The sequence below is a fragment of the Mycobacterium sp. ELW1 genome, from assembly GCF_008329905.1.
Classification (GTDB): Bacteria; Actinomycetota; Actinomycetes; order Mycobacteriales; family Mycobacteriaceae; genus Mycobacterium.
In genome coordinates, this window is sequence record NZ_CP032155.1 from 4,810,334 (window position 1) to 4,828,359 (window position 18,026).

The following is an 18,026-nucleotide window of genomic DNA, read 5'->3' on the forward strand; positions in this document are numbered from 1 at the left end:
TTGCGCGCCCCAAAGTTTCACGCTATGGTGAGTTTTAGTTTCACGTTGCGTTGAAATTAATAGCCGATGCAAACGCAGTGCATCTCGGAAACATGTTTGCTCAGCTATGCCGTCACTTCGATTGCCCGATACGTCTCACAGCCACCGACCGGTGGCGCCGAACCAATACCCGGAGGTCATCGTGGCTGGAAACAAGTACTTTTCACGAGGACGAGCGCTGGCGTTCGCACTCGGCCTCGTCGCAGTCGTGGCCACCGGTCACGGTGTTGCGTCGGCGGATACCGGTGCGTCGCCGTCCGGAAAGGCTGCCGGGGCGTCGTCGGCGCCGACCCATCGGGTGGCCCCGCCGGCCACGGCGACCACTGCACGTTCCACGGTGGGTTCGCATGGCCCTCGGCCGCCGGCACACCCCGCGCCGCCGACGTCCCTATTGGAGATGCTCTTCAGCGCGCTGCACCGGTACCACGTCGGGGAGGTACCGCTGGGCAAGCCGGCCTTCCCGAAGCCGCCCCGGGGAGGGACCGACTCGCCCGCCGGCCAGCCCACCACCCTGCCGCGGTGGACCTGACCGTCGCCCACAAACGACCGACCAACCGGTTGGGTATATAACTTCTTCATGCGAACCGGGATCTTTCTGGACTATTCGGGCGGCTTCCGTGAAGCCGTCGAGCACATTGTGGTGTTGGAGAAGGCCGGGGTGGATATCGCGCTCGTCGCCGAGGCCTACTCCTTCGACGCTGTCAGCCAGCTCGGCTATCTGGCGGCCAAGACCTCGACGATCGAGCTGGGCTCGGGCGTCTTTCCGATCTATACCCGGACGCCGTCGCTGCTGGCGATGACGGCGGCCGGCCTGGACTTCGTGTCCGACGGCCGCTTCCGGCTCGGCATCGGCACGTCCGGTCCGCAGGTGGTGGAGGGCTTTCACGGCGTGCCGTTCGATGCCCCGCTCGGCCGTACCCGCGAGGTCGTCGACATCTGCCGGCAGGTGTGGCGGCGCGAGCGGGTCCAGCATCAGGGCCGCAACTACCAGATCCCGTTGCCCGCCGACCAGGGCACCGGGTTGGGCAAGCCACTGCAGATCATCAATCACCCTGTCCGCGAGCGGATTCCGATCACCATCGCCGCACTCGGCCCCAAGAACGTCGAGCTGACTGCTGAGATCGCCGAAGGCTGGCAGCCGGTGTTCTTCTACCCCGAGAAGGCCGACGACGTGTGGGGTGATGCGTTGCGCGCCGGAAAAGCCAAGCGCGACAGTGCGCTCGGCGATCTCGATGTGATGGTCGGAGTGTCACTGGCCATCGGTGACGACGTCGAGGAACGGCTGAATTGGGCCAAGCCGCACCTTGCGCTGTACATCGGCGGTATGGGCGCCAAGGGACAGAATTTCTACCACAAGCTGGCGACCCGCTACGGCTACGGCGAAGTGGCCGACCACATTCAGGAGCTGTTCTTGTCTGGCCGCAAGGCCGAGGCGATCGCCGCGGTGCCCGACGAGCTCGTACGAAATGTGAACCTGATCGGCCCGCGCGGCTTCGTCAAGGAACGCATCGCCGCCTTCACCGAGGCTGGTGTGACCACATTGCTGGCCACGCCGACCACCACGGACGCAGGCGAATACATCCGTTGGGTCGAGGAATTGCAGCAGCTGCTGCCCTGATCGCAGGGCCGCATGCGGTCACTGACCGACCTGCGGTAGTTCGTCAGCGGCTATCTCGCAGGGTGTTTGGTCATCGGACTCCTCGACAGCGGGCGGTGCCGGTGGCGCCGGTGCCGGTGGCGCCGCCAGGGGTTGGGATGGCGGCGGCTCGGCTTCGACGGTTTGCGTCTCCGGAGTGGGCGGCCCCTCGGCCGGTTGACCCGCGGGCTCAGCCTCCTCGACGATCGGATCGCCCTCGGGCGCAGTATCATCCGCGCTGAGGACGTCGTCTTTCTCATCCTCGGCGGCGGGATCGTCCTGCCCCGCAAGCACGTCGTCCACCGCGCTGTCCGGTATGGCGTCGAACAGCCCTCCGAGTGCGTCGGCGAGCTGTCCGATCAGCCCGGACAAGCTGCCGCCGACATCGGGCATGGTTGGCATCGCGGCTGAGGCAGGGGTGTCCAGGGCGGCGGCGGTTCGGCAGGCAGCTGAGTCGGAAGCGGTTGAGCTGCTGGGCTATCCGCGAGCGGCGTGAACGCGGACCGGGCGGCCGGCCCGGGTTCGGCGACGGACGGCGGTGAGACCGGCAGGGCCTCCGGCGGTACGACCGGTACCACGGCGGCCGGTGCGGTGCGGGGCGATGCAGGCGGCACCGATCCAGGCGGCGGCCCACCGAATGTTCCTGGCACCTCGAAATGTGTTGTCGGAGAGGAATCCAACTGCCGCACAGCGTCCAGGTAGGCGGCCGTTGCCGAAGACGTCGCCGCACGCATGGCGGAGAGCCAATCGGTGCGGATGTCGGCGTCGACGTATGGGGTGATCTGGTGAGCGACGACATCGATCGCCTGGTCGCGTGCCGCTCCCCCACCCATCACCGTCGCCGCCGCGGCCAACCACACCGGCCGCTCACCGGCGCGGCGGTCGTCGATGGACACGGCCGCCCCGACCTTCTCGTCGACCGCCCGCCACAACCGGTCGCGCAGCGCCTCACAGCTTTGTGCCGCAGCCCGCAACGAATCCGCCACCATGGCGCCGGCCGCGCAGTGCCGCTGGATGAATTCGTCAGCCACCGAACCGGATTCACCGGCCCACGCCGCCGCTACGGCGGCCAGCCCGTCGCGCGATACACGCAGCGCCTGGTCGGCGGCGGCCGATGCGGCCCGTAGCGCCGCGCAATCGGCGTCGAGCACGGCCAGGTCCAATCCGTCGTCCCCGCCGTACCACTCGACGATCTGCGCCGCGTGCGCAGTCAGGTCCGGATGCTGATAGCCGACGGCGTAGCAGGCTGCCACGTAGGTCGCGGTGTTGACCACCGAGGGTTGCCCGGCCGCGAGCCGCGATGCTACGTCACGTGTCACAGCGCCGCCGCGCGCAATTCGGCGTCGCCGTAGCGCTCGGCGGTGACTCGCAGCGCGACGGCTGTTTCCTCTGCCGCCCGCGACCACTGCGTCACTGCGGCCGCCAGCCGGTCCAGCGCCGCCCGCACCGCATCCCCGTGGGCGACGTGCGCACGGCCGGCCACAGCGCCGTCGAAGTGCAGCCGGCTCAGCTGCCCATGCAGGGCCCCGTCGAGCATCTCGGCGGTGACGTCGAAATGTTGCGCGGCAGCACGCAACCCGGCACAGTCCACGCGCGTGTTACCCATATCCTTCTATGACGCACGACGCGCCGGACCGGTTCCCAGGGCTTTTTTCGTCAGCCTTCGGCGCTGACGGACTCCGCGACACGGATCGCCAGCAGCCGGGCGGTGTCTTCGTCGGCGGCTTCCACCATGACCCGCACCATCTGTTCAGTTCCCGACGGGCGCAACAGGATTCGTCCGGAGTCACCGAGTTCGGCCTCGGCTTCGCGCACCGCGCTCTGCACTGCAGGCGCCTCGGCGACCGTCGCCTTGTCCGCCACCGTGACATTGATGAGCACCTGCGGCAGCGTTTGCATCGGCGCGGCCAGCTCGGCAAGTGACAAACCGGTTTGCGCCATCCGCGCCATCAATCGCAAGCCAGTGGCGACACCGTCGCCGGTCGTTCCCAACGCGGGCATCACGATATGGCCAGACTGTTCCCCGCCGAGCGAGTACTCCCCGGCGCGCAGTTCCTCCAGGACGTAACGATCACCAACGCCGGTGGTGCGCACCGTGATACCGGCCTCGCGCATCGCGATGTGCAACCCGAGATTGCTCATCACGGTGGCCACCAGCGTTTCGGAGGCCAGCTCACCGGCCTCGCGCAAGGCCAGGGCCAGGATCACCATGATGGCGTCGCCGTCGACGACGCGGCCGTCGGCATCCACTGCCAGGCAGCGATCGGCGTCGCCGTCGTGCGCCAAACCCAGGTCGGCACCATGGGCCAGCACCGCGGCCTGCACCTGTTCCAGATGCGTTGAGCCGCAGCCTTCGTTGATGTTCAAGCCGTCCGGTTCGGCGTTGATCGCGATCACGCGTGCTCCCGCAGCGTGGTAAGCGCGCGGAGCGGCCTGGAACGCGGCGCCGTTGGCGCAGTCGACGACGACCGTCAGCCCGTCCAATTGCACCGGCGCCGCCCCGCGGATGTGATGCAGGTAGCGCTCCAGCGCATCGCGGGCATCGAGCACACGCCCGATGTCAGCACCCACCGGGCGCAGCCCGGGGCCTTGAGCGACGAGCTCTTCGATGCGATCCTCGGCGTCGTCGTCGAGCTTGTGTCCGCCGGGACCGAAGATCTTGATGCCGTTGTCCGGCATGGAGTTGTGTGACGCCGAGATCATCACACCGAAGTCGGCGCCGTAGGCCGCGGTCAGAAACGCCACTGCCGGCGTGGGCAACACCCCGACCCGCAGCGCGTCCACACCCTCACTGGTCACACCGGCGATGACCGCCGCCTCGAGCATCTCGCCACTGGCGCGCGGATCGCGGCCCACGACTGCGAGGCGTCGGCCCGAGGTCCTGGTGGCCGCGAGCCGGCGTGCCGCCGCCGCACCCAACGCCAGGCCCAGCTCGGCAGTCAGTTCTCGGTTGGCGACGCCGCGGACACCATCGGTCCCGAACAGTCGACCCATGTGGACAAATTTCTCACAACTAGCCCCTCGGGACACAACCAACGAGGTTAACGGCCGTGTCGCCGCCAAACCGACACGGCAACGAGACGCCGGCAACGAACACTGCCCGCACCCAGTGCGGGTGCGGGCAGTGCGCTGCTGGTATCCAGCTGACTATCGGTTACCGGCTGCCGGTCATCGGCGCCTCGGCAGGCTCCGGTGCGGCGGGCACAGCGGTCGCACCGATACCGGCGTTGGCATGTCCGTTCTGGCCGGGAGCCAGCTCGGAGTTACCCGGTCCGGCCTGGGTGAACGTGTAGCTCACGCCGGTGGTGCTGCTGGCGCACACCGGAACAGTCGAGATCTCCTTGGTGGCGAGCTGCGGCAGCTTCGACGAAAGGTCGTCGCCCGGGCACACACTGGTGGCCAGGGTCTGCGCGCTGCTGACCGACACGTTCTGGATCGTGCCGAGTTGCTCACCGTTGACGGTCAGGCCCACGTTGAGCTGATCGCCGGCCGTCTGCGGCGCCTGGGGCTGCGGCGCCGGGGCCTCGGGAGCCGCGTTCGCGAGTCCGAAACCACTCGCGACGAGCAGCGAGCCGCCAAGAACCGCACCAGCGGCCGTCTTCGTGAACGTGTTCATATTCGCTCCTTTTCTTCTGCGTGATTGGCAGGGAATCAGAGCTGCGGGAGCATTCAACTCACCTCACAGCCCCGAAGGAGAGCACCGACCCCCCGAAGGGTCCCGCCTCCTACCTCGGGTAGCCGACGTTGCCGCCGGCCTCTCACAGGCTTGCCGAACGGTCACCGGCTCAAACCAAAACTTAATAATCCATCGCGTCACATGGCCTGACCAGGCAACACGTTGTGTGACCGGGCCCACAAACGACGCACCGGGCGCCTCCAGCCGAAAGACTGGTGACGCCCGGTGGGCCGTTGCGTAGGTGTACGCGGCAGATCAGCGCTTGCTGTACTGCGGCGCCTTGCGGGCCTTCTTGAGGCCGTACTTCTTGCGCTCGATGGCGCGCGGGTCACGCGTGAGGAAGCCGGCCTTCTTCAGGGCCGGACGATCCTCGGGCTGCACCAGGATCAGTGCACGCGCGATGGCCAGGCGCAGCGCGCCGGCCTGCCCGGACGGGCCGCCACCGTCGAGGTGGGCGTAGATGTCGAAGCTGTCCACCCGGTCGACGGTCACCAGCGGGGCCTTGATCAGCTGCTGATGAACCTTGTTCGGGAAGTACGCCTCCAGGCTGCGGCCGTCGAGGTTGAACTGGCCGGTGCCCGGAACCAGCCGAACCCGCACCACAGCCTCCTTGCGGCGACCGACGGTCTGGATGGGACGGTCGATGATCACCGGTGCGCGGGGCGTGCTCTCGGCAGCGGCCTCGGGAGCCTCAGGGGTCTCGGGCGCCTCAGGCGCCTCCAGTGCCTCGGTCACTTCGGTCTCTACGACCTCGGTCACGTCTGTCGTTTCGCTCACTGGGCCACCTGCTTGATCTCGAACGGAATCGGCTGCTGGGCGGCGTGCGGATGATCCGGGCCCGCGTAGACCTTGAGCTTCTTCTGGATCTGCCGGCTCAGCTTGTTGTGGGGCAGCATCCCGACGATGGCCTTCTCGACCACGCGATCGGCGTGCTTTTCCATCTCGTCGCCGAGGGTGCGCGCCCGCAGACCACCGGGGTAACCCGAGTGACGGTAGGCCATCTTGGACTGGAGCTTGTCACCGCTGACGGCGATCTTGTCGGCGTTGATGACGATGACGAAATCGCCACCGTCCACATTCGGCGTGAATGTCGGCTTGTGCTTGCCGCGCAACAGGTTTGCTGCCGCGACGGCGAGCCGGCCGAGCACCACGTCGGTGGCGTCGATGACGTACCACGAACGTGTGGTGTCACCCGCCTTCGGCGTGTACGTAGGCACAGCGCTACCTCTCTCGTTTTGGGGTCTTCACCCCGGTGGGTGTCCCGGTGTGACCCGGGTGTCGGTCGGAACGCGACGGTGGGGTTGCTCCTCGGCGACCAACACTGACCCGAGAACCCGGCTTACCCCGCGGTGCGAAACCGCGGCGTACCGCACGCCAACGTGGCAGCTTACCTGCGACGATCCTGGCAGGTCAAAACGCTGATCCCCGCTCGTAGGCGATGTTCGCGACGGCCCGGACGTAGGGGGTGCCCGCGGCATCGGTCATGGTGGCCGAGACCGTCCCCATCCGGCGCCCGACCCGTTCGGTGCTGGTGGCCAGTGTGAGCGAGCGCCCGTCGACCGGCGGCGATCGGAAATAGTAAACGGACAGGTCAGCCAGGGTGTAGCGGTCGCCAGCCCCGGTATGCGCCTGGCCGGCCAGCGAGCAGGCCTGCCCGATGATCGAGGCGATCACCCCGCCCTGGATGGCGCCGAGCGGGTTGGCCATCCACGGCTGCGGATCGAGGATCAGGACCGGTTCGTCTTCGATCTCGACTGACATTGCCAGCAGCTCGCACAGCGGGCCTCGGGCGATCTCGCCGCGGCTGATCGCGGTCAAGATGCGCCGGCCGTCCCAGTCCGGGTCGATGGCCGACACCGCGGTGTCGATGTCGGGCGGGGCGGGCAGCGTCTCGACGGGTTCGGCGATCGCATCCTTGTCGAGGGCGCGCAATGCCTCGGTGCTGCGGCCGACCCGGACCGCGCGCGCAACTCCCGAGCAGACGACCTCGTGCGCGCCGTTGGTGATGGTCATGGTGGCGGTGCCGTGAGCGTCGTCGCGGTGAGCCATGGCCGAGGCGGCGTGCAACCGATCCCCCACCGTGGGGCGAGCGCCGGCGGTCAGCGCCAGCCACGACTGCACGGTCGCGACCGGCTCGGCGAACGTGTACCAGTAGGCGCCGCTGGTGACGGATTCGGCCATCACCGCGTAGGCGGGCATCTCGAGCAGGCCGCGGTGGTCGACCAGCGTCCGCGTCACGTGTTGATCCAACGAGATGCCGGCCTCGCTGACTCTGGTGTTGCCGACGCAGAAGACCGACTGCGGTCCGTTAGGTGTGCTCATCACCTGGCATCTTGCCGTAATTCGGTTTCGGACCCGGCACCGCCTGTGGTCGGATCGACGGCATGGCGCACATGTGGCCGCTGTTCGATCTTCAGGTGGTGACACCACGGCTTGTGCTGCGCTATGTCAGCGACGAACTGGGCGCGGAGCTGGCAACGTTGGCGGCCAAGGGTATTCACGATCCGGCGACCATGCCGTTCTCCGAGCCGTGGACCGATGTGCCCTCGCCGGACCTGGAGCGCAACAGCCTGCAGTACTACTGGCGCAACCGCGCCGAAACTTCCGTCCAACGCTGGAACCTGGACCTGGCGGTGTTGGCCGACGGGTCGGTGGTCGGCATGTGTTCGGTTCACGCCGAGGACTTTCCGGACAACCGGAGCTTGACCACCGGCTCGTGGCTCGGCCTGGCGCATCAGGGCCGCGGCTTCGGCAAGGAGCTGCGTCAGGCCGCGCTGCACTTGATCTTCGCGGGCTTTGACGCCGACGTCGCGGTCACCCGGGCCTGGCATGACAACGCCGCCTCGCTGGGCGTGACGCGCTCACTGCCCTACACCGAGACGGTCAGGACGGTCGAGGACCGACGCGGCCGCCCCGACACCATGGTGGGCTTCGCCATGACGCCGGGGCGGTGGGCGACGGTCCGACGCGACGACATCGGTCTGGTCGGCATCGACGCCGTCCGCGAGCAGCTGGGGACTCAGCGGTAGTCGATGACGACGCGGCCGTCGATCTGGCCGCGCTCCATCCGGCCGAACACCTCGTTGATGTCGTCGAGTTTGGCGGCTTCGACCGTGGGGTGGATCAACCCGCGGGCGTAGAAGTCGAGCGCCTCGGCCATGTCCTGGCGAGTGCCGACGATCGAGCCGCGAATCGTCAAGCCCTTCAACACGATGTCGAAGATCGGCGCGGGGAAATCACCCGGCGGCAGGCCGTTGAAGACGATGGTTCCACCGCGGCGGGTCAAGCCGATCGCCTGGCCGAACGCCTGCGGGTGCACCGCGGTGACGAGCACGCCGTGCACACCACCGGTGGCCTTCTGGACCTCCTCGACGACGTCGGACGTTCTGGCGTTGACGGTGACCTCAGCCCCGAGCCGTTCGGCCAGTGCGAGTTTCGCATCGTCGATGTCCACAGCGACCACGCGCAGACCCATCGCGCGGGCGTACTGCACCGCGATGTGCCCCAGGCCGCCGATACCGGAGATCGCAACCCATTGGCCGGGCCGGGTGTCGGTGACCTTCAGGCCCTTGTACACCGTGACGCCTGCGCACAGGATCGGTGCCACCTCGAGCGGGTCGATGCCATCCGGAATCCGGGCGGCGTAGGCCGCATTCACCAACATGTAGGTACCGAAGCTGCCATTGACGCTGTAGCCGCCGTTCTGCTGGCTCTCGCACAACGTTTCCCAGCCGGTGCGGCAGTATTCGCAACTACCGCAGGCCGACCACAGCCACGCGTTGCCGACCTTGTCACCGAGTTTCAGGTCGGTGACACCCTCGCCGAGCGCGACGACAGTGCCGTAGCCCTCGTGACCCGGGATGAAGGGCGGTGCCGGTTTGACCGGCCAATCGCCATGGGCGGCATGCAAATCGGTGTGGCAGACCCCGGAGGTCTCCAGTTTGACGAGCGCTTCCCCGGGGCCGGGCGTGGGCAGGTCGAGGTCGGTGACGTGCAGTGGTGCACCGAATTCGGTGACGACTGCGGCGCGCATGGTGTTGGTGTCGGTCGATGTGGCGGGTGCGCCAAGCGTCTGTGTCATGGTCATGTCCTTTGGGGTTGTGGCGTTTTCAACGGTGTCTTCGCTCTTCGCGCAAGCGCTCAGAAGAAGCCCTGGGCTTTGTTGGAGTAGGAGACGAGAAGGTTCTTGGTCTGCTGGTAGTGGTCGAGCATCATCAGGTGGTTCTCCCGGCCGATGCCGGACTGTTTGTAGCCGCCGAACGCCGCGTGGGCGGGGTACTGGTGGTAGCAGTTGGTCCACACCCGCCCGGCCTTGATGTCACGGCCTGCGCGGTAGGCGGTGTTGCCGTTGCGACTCCAGACTCCGGCGCCTAGGCCGTAGAGGGTGTCGTTGGCGATCCGGATGGCGTCGTCGTAATCGGTGAAGGATGTGACCGCGACGACGGGCCCGAAGATCTCTTCTTGGAAGATCCGCATCGCGTTGTCGCCGGTGAAGATCGTCGGCTGCACGTAGTAGCCGCCGTTGAGATCTCCGCCGAGCTGTGCGCGTTCACCGCCCGTGACGACCTGGGCGCCTTCACTTTTGCCGATCTCGATGTAGGACAGGATCTTTTCCAGCTGATCGTTGGAGGCCTGCGCGCCGATCATCGTCTCGGTATCGAGTGGATCGCCTTGGCGTACCGCCTTGGTGCGGATGGCCGCCATGGCCAGGAACTCGTCGTAGATGTCAGCCTGGATCAGGCTGCGCGACGGACACGTGCACACCTCGCCCTGATTGAGGGCGAACATCGTGAAGCCTTCCAGGGCCTTGTCCTGGTAGTCGTCGTTGGCCGCGAGGACGTCGGAGAAGAAAATGTTGGGGCTCTTGCCGCCGAGCTCGAGGGTGACCGGGATCAGGTTCTGGGAGGCGTACTGCATGATCAGCCGCCCGGTGGTGGTCTCCCCGGTGAACGCGATCTTGGCGATCCGGTTCGACGACGCCAGCGGCTTGCCGGCCTCGACACCGAATCCGTTGACGACGTTCAGGATTCCGGCCGGCAGCAGGTCGGCGATCAACGAGATCAGGTAGAGCACCGAGGCCGGGGTCTGCTCGGCCGGCTTGAGGACGATCGCGTTGCCGGCTGCCAATGCCGGTGCGAGCTTCCAGACCGCCATCAGGATCGGGAAGTTCCACGGGATGATCTGTCCGACCACACCCAGCGGCTCGTGGAAGTGGTAGGCGACGGTGTCCTCGTCGATCTGGGACAGCGAGCCTTCTTGCGCGCGGATCGCCCCGGCGTAATAGCGGAAGTGGTCCACCGCCAACGGAATATCGGCATTCAGGGTTTCCCGGATCGGCTTGCCGTTGTCCCACGACTCGGCCAACGCGATGGACTCCAGGTTCGCCTCGATGCGATCGGCGATCTTGTTGAGGACCAGGGCCCGCTCGGCTGCGGAGGTCTTCCCCCAGGCGGGTGCCGCGGCGTGGGCGACGTCCAGGGCCAGCTCGATGTCGGCATCGGTGGAACGCGCCACCTCGCAGAACACCTCACCGGTCACCGGCGTGCGGTTTTCGAAGTACAGACCCCCCACCGGCGCGACCCACTCACCACCGATGAAGTTCTCGTAGCGGGCCGCAAAGGACATCAGCGAGCCCTCCGTACCGGGCCTCGCGTATACGGTCATGGTGTTCTCCTGCCTGGTCAAGACGACGAAATGTGTCGGTCGTCACTCAAGGTAGGCAGTACGGGGTTGCAGCACGGTTGCACTGGTTGGCGCACCGTTGCACGAACGGCTCACGCCAGGTCGAAGTCCAGCCCGGCCAGCTTCCCGCGGGCCTGCGCCTGCTGCACCGAGCCCGGCAGGGTGCCGTCGTGCAGCGCGCGCCAACCGTCGCGGTCGTCGCGCCCGTCGGGGCTGTCCAGCCAACGGCGGAGCATCGCGGGGTCGCCGGTGGATAACACCGCACCCCGCAACGTCATCGCCAGCTCTGTGCGCAACCGCCCGACTGCTGGTGAAATCGACTGCGGGAGAAGCGGTCCCGGATACCGATCGAGGGCCGCCGTCACATTTCCGGCATCGAGCGCCTCGTACACCTCGCCGATGTCGGTGGTGATCGGCACCGTCAGCCGGTACGGCCGTGACTCGATGGCGTTGGCACCGACGACCTTGCGCAGCCGCGACATCTCGGCTCGCACGGTCACGACGTCCAGGTCCTTGTCGTCGAGCAGCATCGCCAGGTGGTCGGCGCTCAGCCCCTCGGGGTGGCGGCTCAAAAGCACCAGGATGTCGGCGTGCCTACCGGTCAGCGGGGTGGCCCGCAGATGCCCGAACTCGTCGGTGACCAGCCAGCGCGGACGTTCGGAACCGAGCACGGCCAGCCGCGGTCGTGGCGGCGCGGCCTCGACCGGTCCGCCGGTCAGCCGGAGCAGGGCCAGGTGCGTTTCGACGGCGACGACGGTGGCGCGCACCAGCGCCAGCGCCTGCGGCGTGGCGACCCGTGATCCGCCGGTCAGGTCCAACGCTCCGAGCAGGGCACCGGTGGCGGGGTCATGCACGGGGACCGCGGTGCAGCTCCACGGTTGCACGACGCGGGAGAAATGCTCGGAACCGTGAATCTGCAGCTCAGCGTCCACGGCCAGGGCGGTGCCCGGGGCATTGGTCCCGGCGCCGCGCTCACTCCAGTCCGCGCCGGGCACAAAGTTCATGGCCTCCGCGCGCCGGCATGCGTTGGGGTCGCCCTCCACCCACAGCAGCGTGCCGTCGGCACCGCTGACGGCGACGACCACCCCGGAGCCGGCGGCATCGTCGACGAGCAGCCGGCGGATCACGGGCATTGCGGGTGCCAGCGGATGGGCTTCGCGCAGCCGGGCCAGTTTCTCGCCGACCGGGGAGGGTTGCGCGGCGCCGTCCGGGTCGACGCCTTTGGCCAAGCTGCGTTGCCAGCTTTTGGCGACGATCGGTCGCAGCGAGCTCGATTCCAGGTAGCTGGCGTCGACCTCACCGGCGACGAACAGCTCGTGGACCGCGCGCAGCAGCGCCGACGGCCGGGCGCCACCGGCCCCGGTCCGTGTCGTTTTGGGTATGCCCATCGGCGATCACACTCCTGCGTGCGGTCACCGGAGACCGCCGCGCGTGCGGCCACGATACGCCAGATGTCGATGTGCCATGGGGCATCGGACGCGATCCTTCCGGGATGACTGTGCGGCCCCGTTGGCTCTCCTCCGCGGGGGCCGCACAGAGATCTACAGGGACGCCGTCAGCCCCACATCCCGGCGGCGCGACGGTCGGCGTCGGCCACGTCGGCCGCCCCGTCACGCACTGCGACGCCCAGTCGAACCAGGATGTCGCGCAGCGCCGACGCGGATTGGTGCCACTGTGCCTGTTCGGCGTGATACGCGGCCGCGGCGTCACGGGTCCACACGTGCTGCAGCGGAGCGATCTGCCGGCTGAGGTCGTCCAAGGCCGCGCCGAGTCGCGCCGACGTGGCCTGGATGTCGGCCAGTACCGCTGCGTCGATCTCGGCGAAATCGTAAGAGAGGACGGGGTCCACTGTGGTGCTCCTTGCCTAGAGGTGTGCGGTCACCGCGGCGATGCGTTGGGCGTGCAGCTGGGCGGCCTCACGCAGTTGGTGTTCGTTGTTCCTGATCGTGTCGGCGATCCCCGCCAGCGCCTGCGACAGCTTGGTGGACTCGGTGTTCCAGTGCGCGACGACAGTCTGGAATCGCGCGGCAGCCACGCCGCCCCACACTGTGGGCGGAACAGACTCCATGCGGGTGATGAAGCCGTGCAACAAAACCCGGATCTCATCGTTGCGGGTGTCGGCAGCCGCAGCGACGGAGCGCATCAGGTCGAAGTCGGTGCTCAGTGTCGTCACGTGTGGTCCTTCCGGTCGAGTTATGCACGCTTACAATGATTTCGACGCTCACGGGCCGTTTCCGGTTCCACCGACTTCGTGGGCGGATTCAATGGCTTTCTCGCAGGGCTCGGCGATCGAATCGAGCCGGCCTTGCGCAGACTGGCAGCCGATGCTGATGCGCGTGGACCCGTCGAGGAGCACCGCCCAGCGGATCTCGCGCCCGATGCGGACTTCCCGGTACGTGACCGCCGGTCGCCCGCCGCGCCGGTCCGCGGAGTTGAAGTCGACGAACACACCGCGCGGCTGCTCGCCGATCGCCCGGCTCAGCGTCGCGGCGGTCTGATCCAATGTCTCTTCAGGCGAATAGGATTGCGTGATGTGCAGGGCCGTGGCCGAATCGGTCGGCGAACTGACCTGAATGCGGCGCGAACCAGGGCCCGCCGTAACGCGGGTGATCAGCCAATCGGCTGGGACCGACAGTGTGACGCGGCCTTCGACGATGTAGACGCCGTCGGGAGTCGGTGCCGGCGGGCGCGTGCTGACCGCGGCCACTCCAGCCACGCACAGTGTCAATGCCATGCCGGCCGCCACGGCCGCGGGCCCTCGCCACTGTCGCCGTGAGGCGGGGACAGGTGCCGCCGTCGACTCCGTCGCGGACTGCTCCGGTGTGGCGTGCATCCGCACCACCCGCGCGTCCGTGCCGCGCTGGCGCAGCGCGGCCCGCAGACCGTCGGCGTACTCGACCGCGCCGGGTACGCCAGGCGGGGCGTCGATGAGAATGGCAGTGGGAGTGATTGTCTCGATCATCTCGGCGAGGTCCATTGGATGGTGCGGGCGGCTGCGCGCCACCGGTGATCGGCCATCGGCGATGACGGCCACCAGTTCGTCGGCGATCTCGATGACGGTGGCGACTTCACCGGCGGCGAGCACCGCGGACCTGGGCTGCGCGAGAACCTCGGAGGCGACTGCCGCCGCAGCGCCGACGAGGCGTGATACCCGCTGGTGTGACCACCACGACGGATGCACGACAGTCAGTGTCTCGCAGCGCTCCTCGACACTGTCGGCGAAGATCTTCCGCCACAGCTCGGTGACGGCGACCGGGTGTTCGCGAAACAGCACCACGGTGTCGTCGATGCCGGCCAGCGCGGCAGTCACCATCTCCTGCTCCCCCGTTGGCTGCGGGCGGGGCGCCAACCGGGTGACCGCTGCGGGGCCCACTTCCAGTATCGCGCCGTTCACGTTGGGCTCCAACCGACTTGGACAAGATCGGCGCCGGCCCGGGACACCAGCAGTCCGCGCCCGGGCGGGCGCTCGGTCGCGCGGTGGTGTCCGATCAGCAGACCCTCGTCGGAGCTGCCGCTCATCAGCAGCGCGCTGCACCCGCTGTCGCGCACGTGCGCCAGGAGGGGTTCGAACATCGCCCGCGCCGCCCCGGCGCAGCGTCGCGCGATGACCATGTGCAGTCCGATGTCGGCGGCGTGCGGCAGCAGCGCGAGTAGCGGACTGAGCGCGTCCGGTGAGGTGGCGGCGACCACGTCGTAGTCGTCGACCACGACGTAGATCTCCGGTCCGGTCCACCAGGATTTCGCCCTGAGCTGTTCGATCGTGGTGTCGGCGGTGGGCAATCTGTTCTGCAACAACGAGATCAAGCCGGGCAATCGCTGCGCGAGGCCCTGCTCGGAGAACGTGTAGTCGAGTACATGATCGGAGTCGGCGACGTCGAGCAGGTCACGCCGGTAGTCGACTATGAACAGCAGCGCGGGTTGCGTCGTCGCAGAGCGCGGTATCTCGCGGCACAGTGTCCGCAGTGCCGCGGTCTTCCCACATTCCCGGTCGCCGAGGATCAGCAGGTGCGCCTGGCGACGGAAGTCCGGACCGGCCGGGGTGAACTGGTCCTCCCCCAGACCGAGCAGGACGTGGCCGGAGTCGGCGGCCATCTCGACGACAGCGGAGTGGTCGATGTGTACGGGCAGCAATCGGACGGGCGGCGCCTGCCACGACTGGTCGCAGGAGATGTCGACGCCGTCGGGCGTGGCGATCAGGAAGTGGTCGCCGTCGCGGGTGATGCCGCGCCCCGGAACGTCGATCGGGACGAGCGCCGCCTGCTTGCGATCCATCTCGGAATCGATCGGATCCCCCAGGCGCAGTTCGATTCTGGTGCCGATCTGGTCTTTGAGCGCGGGCCGGATGTCGGCCCACCGACCGGCGGTGAGGATCAGCCCCAGGCGCAGTTCGATTCTGGTGCCGATCTGGTCTTTGAGCGCGGGCCGGATGTCGGCCCACCGACCGGCGGTGAGGATCAGGTGGACGCCGAACGACAGACCACGTGATGCAATGGCGGCGATCGCCGCCTCGAGATCGGGATGCTCGTCCCGCAGGCTCGCCCAACCGTCCACGACGAGGAATACGTCACCGTACCGGTCGACATCGGAACGGTTCTCGCGAGCGGACAGGACGGCGCCGACGTGGCTGGCCGTCCGGCGCACCAACTCGGTCTCACCCCGGCCGGCGACCGATCCCACGTGCGGCAACCGTCGCAGCGAATCCAGGGTGCCGCCGCCGAAGTCGATGCAGTAGAACTGCATTCGCCTCGCCTCGTGACACGCGGACAGCGCGGTGAGCAGCGAGCGCACCGTGGCGGACTTTCCGCTTTGTGACGTTCCGACCACGGCCACGTTACCGAGTGCGCCGGTGAGGTCGACGGTCATGGGTGCCTGTCGCTGCTCGAACGGCAGGTCGATCACCCCGATCGCGACCGCACCATCTCGCCCCGCGCTGTGCGGCAGATCAGCGAGTTTCACAGATCTGGTGAGCGGTGGGAGCCACATCTGGTGTGCCGGCGTTCCTCGGCCGCTGAACCGCTGGACTAGCGCGTCGAACGCGGTTCGATAGGGTCCGGCAGGCCCGCGAGTCGGTGGCGGCGAAGCGGATTCCCAGGTGAACAGCTCCACAGCGGCAGATGTCGATGTTCCGGCACTGTTCGGGGCCGGGCCCCCGAGGTAGGTCGCCTGAAACCGCACCAGCCGCCCGTCCCCGGTGCGCAGCAGCGCGGCGCCCGGGGTGGCCACGAGCTCGGCGGCGTCCGTGACGCCGAGTACCGCACGTGATTCCGCGGCCGTCGCGGTCTTGAGGCAGATGCGATACGACAGGTGCGATTCGAGGCCGCGCAGCCGACCTTCGTCCAGGCGCTGGCTCGCCAGCAACAGATGCATTCCCAGTGAGCGGCCGACCCGTCCGATCATCGCGAACAAGTCGGCGAAATCGGGCTGATGGGAGAGTAATTCGGCGAACTCATCGACGATGACGAATAGCGTCGGAAGCGGGGGCAGGCTGGGATCCGCACGTCGATGTCGCCGGTACGCGGCGAGGTTGACCGCGTTGCCGGCTCGCCGTAGAAGCTGCTGACGACGGTGAACCTCGCCGCCGAGCGCATCCTTCGCACGCGCCACCATGGGCGCGGAGTCGGCAAGATTGGTGATGACCGCAGCGACATGGCGCAGGCTCTCGAGGCCGAGAAACGTTGCGCCGCCTTTGAAGTCGATCAGGACGAGGTTGACATCGTCCGGCGAGTGACGCGCGATGATCCCGGCTGCGATCGTGCGCAACAGTTCGGATTTTCCCGAGCCCGTCGCACCCACACACAGCCCGTGCGGACCGTGGCCACCGTCGGCGGGCTCCTTGATGTCGAGATCGACCGGTTCTCCGTTCTCTGTTGTGCCCAGTCCAACGCGGAGCTGCTCGGACGGGGGTAGCGGTGGCCAGACAGCCTCCGACTCTGGACAACTCACGCTGAATCCGCTGTCCCGGCGGCGGTACCGCGCCACTCGGCGGGCACACGTCCGCGCCTGCATGATCGTCATGGCGTCGGCGGTGGCGAACTCATCGACGCCCTCAGCGCCGCGCACCGCGAGGTTGTCCCCGTCGACCCACAGGCATCGCAGTTCCGGGCTGTGTTCACCCTGCCCGACGGCGATCACGGTGATGCCGGGTCCGGCATGCGTTCGGTGATCCACACCGTCGACGATGACAACCCGGTACCCGGCCCGGTGGTCACGATCAGCGCTGTGCGGCAGCCACTTCAACCAGTCCCACAGCTGTCGGTGCTCTGTGGTGACGTCCGCAGTGATCACCAGGTTGGCCGGGCTGTGCAGCACGGCCAGCTGGCAGAGCATCGCACGCACCAGGGCTCGCGCACTCGACTGGTCGCCTTCGACGACGAGCACACCGACCCTGGGCAGCGCGATCGCGACCGGCACGCCATCGACCGTCGCGTGGTGGTGCGCGAAGCGCCGCAACGCATCGGCGGTCACCGGGTCCAGCTCGTCCACGGGACCGACCGGCGGCACGACGATCCGGCGCGCCAGCCGGTGTCGGCCGACGCCGACACGGACGCGGCAGAAGTCCGGATCCTGATCGCTGAGCTGCCACATTCGTGGGCCGCCGACCAGCGTCCACAACGAGGCCGGCTCCGGATGTCGCTCCTGCAGTGCTGCATGTTGGCGTTGCGCCGTGTCCCGTAGCTGCTCGCTGAGCCGGTCGAGGTGGTGCAGATAACGTCTGCGTTCGTGGTCCACCCCGCGGCCCGACCGCCGTGCACCGGCCTGCAGCGTCATGCCGACCGCCGACACCACCATCAGCGCGGGCAGCATCATTGCGGTTGGGCCGTGCGAAGCGACTCCTGACCTCCACATCACGGCGCCGACGGCCACCACCGCGCCGACCGTGACCAGTGGCACGAACCGCGACATTCCCGACGGCGGCTCAGTACGGGGCAACGCACCGACGATCACATCGTCGGTCGGGAAAGCCATCGCCGACCGGGCAGGCCGATTCATGCA

At 67.8% G+C, this 18,026-nt stretch carries 18 protein-coding genes; 3 read left to right on the top strand and 15 right to left on the bottom strand.

Annotation, left to right across the window (positions count from 1 at the left end; genetic code table 11):
• The first annotated feature begins 181 nt into the window (after nucleotides 1-181).
• A complete protein-coding gene (locus D3H54_RS22890) occupies nucleotides 182-568 on the top strand; it encodes a hypothetical protein (protein WP_149381442.1) in 387 nt (128 codons plus the stop codon).
• Between the two features lie 48 nt (nucleotides 569-616).
• Nucleotides 617-1,657 carry an LLM class F420-dependent oxidoreductase gene (locus D3H54_RS22895; protein WP_149381444.1) on the top strand — a complete coding sequence of 347 codons (1,041 nt, stop codon included), beginning with the start codon at nucleotides 617-619 and terminating at the stop codon, nucleotides 1,655-1,657.
• Nucleotides 1,658-1,675: 18 nt separating this feature from the next.
• Here the strand turns inward: D3H54_RS22895 and D3H54_RS22900 are convergent, their stop codons facing one another.
• From D3H54_RS22900 to D3H54_RS22935, 8 genes are all read right to left on the bottom strand, one after another.
• Entirely contained in the window at nucleotides 1,676-2,068 is a 393-nt protein-coding gene (locus D3H54_RS22900; protein ID WP_149381446.1) for a hypothetical protein, read from the bottom strand.
• The gene (locus D3H54_RS22905; protein WP_149381448.1) at nucleotides 2,035-2,994 is read right to left on the bottom strand and encodes a hypothetical protein; all 960 of its coding nucleotides are present in this window, start codon (nucleotides 2,992-2,994) and stop codon (nucleotides 2,035-2,037) included. Before D3H54_RS22905 ends, D3H54_RS22900 begins: the two co-directional genes overlap by 34 nt.
• The gene (locus D3H54_RS22910; RefSeq protein ID WP_149381450.1) at nucleotides 2,991-3,281 is read right to left on the bottom strand and encodes a type VII secretion target; all 291 of its coding nucleotides are present in this window, start codon (nucleotides 3,279-3,281) and stop codon (nucleotides 2,991-2,993) included. The genes D3H54_RS22905 and D3H54_RS22910 overlap by 4 nt, the downstream gene beginning before the upstream one ends.
• A 50-nt stretch (nucleotides 3,282-3,331) precedes the next feature.
• On the bottom strand, nucleotides 3,332-4,669 hold the full coding sequence (gene glmM, locus D3H54_RS22915) for a phosphoglucosamine mutase (RefSeq protein WP_149381452.1): 1,338 nt from the start codon (nucleotides 4,667-4,669) through the stop codon (nucleotides 3,332-3,334).
• 160 nt (nucleotides 4,670-4,829) lie between these two features.
• Nucleotides 4,830-5,291: a hypothetical protein gene (locus tag D3H54_RS22920; protein WP_149381454.1), complete on the bottom strand. Its 462-nt coding sequence runs from the start codon at nucleotides 5,289-5,291 to the stop codon at nucleotides 4,830-4,832.
• A gap of 315 nt (nucleotides 5,292-5,606) precedes the next feature.
• On the bottom strand, nucleotides 5,607-6,110 hold the full coding sequence (gene rpsI / locus D3H54_RS22925; RefSeq protein ID WP_432246617.1) for a 30S ribosomal protein S9: 504 nt from the start codon (nucleotides 6,108-6,110) through the stop codon (nucleotides 5,607-5,609).
• Between the two features lie 14 nt (nucleotides 6,111-6,124).
• Nucleotides 6,125-6,568: a 50S ribosomal protein L13 gene (gene rplM, locus D3H54_RS22930; RefSeq protein ID WP_036340754.1), complete on the bottom strand. Its 444-nt coding sequence runs from the start codon at nucleotides 6,566-6,568 to the stop codon at nucleotides 6,125-6,127.
• Nucleotides 6,569-6,761: 193 nt separating this feature from the next.
• Nucleotides 6,762-7,673 carry a PaaI family thioesterase gene (locus D3H54_RS22935; RefSeq protein ID WP_149381456.1) on the bottom strand — a complete coding sequence of 304 codons (912 nt, stop codon included), beginning with the start codon at nucleotides 7,671-7,673 and terminating at the stop codon, nucleotides 6,762-6,764.
• Nucleotides 7,674-7,735: 62 nt separating this feature from the next.
• Here D3H54_RS22935 and D3H54_RS22940 point away from each other — a divergent pair, with 62 nt between their 5' ends.
• The gene (locus tag D3H54_RS22940) at nucleotides 7,736-8,380 is read left to right on the top strand and encodes a GNAT family N-acetyltransferase (RefSeq protein WP_149381458.1); all 645 of its coding nucleotides are present in this window, start codon (nucleotides 7,736-7,738) and stop codon (nucleotides 8,378-8,380) included.
• Here D3H54_RS22940 and adhP read toward each other — a convergent pair.
• The 7 genes from adhP to eccCb form a co-directional block, all read right to left on the bottom strand.
• Nucleotides 8,371-9,432: an alcohol dehydrogenase AdhP gene (gene adhP / locus D3H54_RS22945; protein ID WP_149381460.1), complete on the bottom strand. Its 1,062-nt coding sequence runs from the start codon at nucleotides 9,430-9,432 to the stop codon at nucleotides 8,371-8,373. The two genes, D3H54_RS22940 and adhP, sit on opposite strands and share 10 nt — an antisense overlap.
• Before the next feature lie 59 nt (nucleotides 9,433-9,491).
• On the bottom strand, nucleotides 9,492-11,015 hold the full coding sequence (exaC, locus tag D3H54_RS22950; protein WP_149381462.1) for an acetaldehyde dehydrogenase ExaC: 1,524 nt from the start codon (nucleotides 11,013-11,015) through the stop codon (nucleotides 9,492-9,494).
• Between the two features lie 110 nt (nucleotides 11,016-11,125).
• Nucleotides 11,126-12,421 carry a helix-turn-helix domain-containing protein gene (locus D3H54_RS22955; protein WP_149381464.1) on the bottom strand — a complete coding sequence of 432 codons (1,296 nt, stop codon included), beginning with the start codon at nucleotides 12,419-12,421 and terminating at the stop codon, nucleotides 11,126-11,128.
• A gap of 167 nt (nucleotides 12,422-12,588) precedes the next feature.
• Complete coding sequence (locus D3H54_RS22960) at nucleotides 12,589-12,882, bottom strand: WXG100 family type VII secretion target (protein ID WP_149381466.1); 294 nt, start codon at nucleotides 12,880-12,882, stop codon at nucleotides 12,589-12,591.
• Between the two features lie 15 nt (nucleotides 12,883-12,897).
• Nucleotides 12,898-13,206, bottom strand: a complete 309-nt coding sequence (locus D3H54_RS22965) for a WXG100 family type VII secretion target (protein ID WP_149381468.1) — start codon at nucleotides 13,204-13,206, stop codon at nucleotides 12,898-12,900.
• Between the two features lie 48 nt (nucleotides 13,207-13,254).
• A complete protein-coding gene (locus D3H54_RS22970; RefSeq protein WP_149381470.1) occupies nucleotides 13,255-14,427 on the bottom strand; it encodes a type VII secretion-associated protein in 1,173 nt (390 codons plus the stop codon).
• Nucleotides 14,424-18,023 carry a type VII secretion protein EccCb gene (eccCb, locus tag D3H54_RS22975; RefSeq protein ID WP_286198981.1) on the bottom strand — a complete coding sequence of 1,200 codons (3,600 nt, stop codon included), beginning with the start codon at nucleotides 18,021-18,023 and terminating at the stop codon, nucleotides 14,424-14,426. The genes D3H54_RS22970 and eccCb overlap by 4 nt, the downstream gene beginning before the upstream one ends.
• Between the last annotated feature and the right edge of the window lie 3 nt (nucleotides 18,024-18,026).

What these genes read in the sequence shown, in the direction of transcription:
- D3H54_RS22910 (WP_149381450.1), bottom strand. Translation starts at nt 3,281, where the DNA reads ATGGGTAACACGCGCGTGGACTGTGCCGGGTTGCGTGCTGCCGCGCAA.
- D3H54_RS22920 (WP_149381454.1), bottom strand. Translation starts at nt 5,291, where the DNA reads ATGAACACGTTCACGAAGACGGCCGCTGGTGCGGTTCTTGGCGGCTCG.
- D3H54_RS22935 (WP_149381456.1), bottom strand. Translation starts at nt 7,673, where the DNA reads ATGAGCACACCTAACGGACCGCAGTCGGTCTTCTGCGTCGGCAACACC.
- adhP (WP_149381460.1), bottom strand. Translation starts at nt 9,432, where the DNA reads ATGACACAGACGCTTGGCGCACCCGCCACATCGACCGACACCAACACC.
- eccCb (WP_286198981.1), bottom strand. Translation starts at nt 18,023, where the DNA reads ATGAATCGGCCTGCCCGGTCGGCGATGGCTTTCCCGACCGACGATGTG.
- glmM (WP_149381452.1), bottom strand. Translation starts at nt 4,669, where the DNA reads ATGGGTCGACTGTTCGGGACCGATGGTGTCCGCGGCGTCGCCAACCGA.
- D3H54_RS22895 (WP_149381444.1), top strand. Translation starts at nt 617, where the DNA reads ATGCGAACCGGGATCTTTCTGGACTATTCGGGCGGCTTCCGTGAAGCC.
- D3H54_RS22940 (WP_149381458.1), top strand. Translation starts at nt 7,736, where the DNA reads ATGGCGCACATGTGGCCGCTGTTCGATCTTCAGGTGGTGACACCACGG.
- D3H54_RS22955 (WP_149381464.1), bottom strand. Translation starts at nt 12,421, where the DNA reads ATGGGCATACCCAAAACGACACGGACCGGGGCCGGTGGCGCCCGGCCG.
- D3H54_RS22900 (WP_149381446.1), bottom strand. Translation starts at nt 2,068, where the DNA reads ATGCCCGATGTCGGCGGCAGCTTGTCCGGGCTGATCGGACAGCTCGCC.
- exaC (WP_149381462.1), bottom strand. Translation starts at nt 11,015, where the DNA reads ATGACCGTATACGCGAGGCCCGGTACGGAGGGCTCGCTGATGTCCTTT.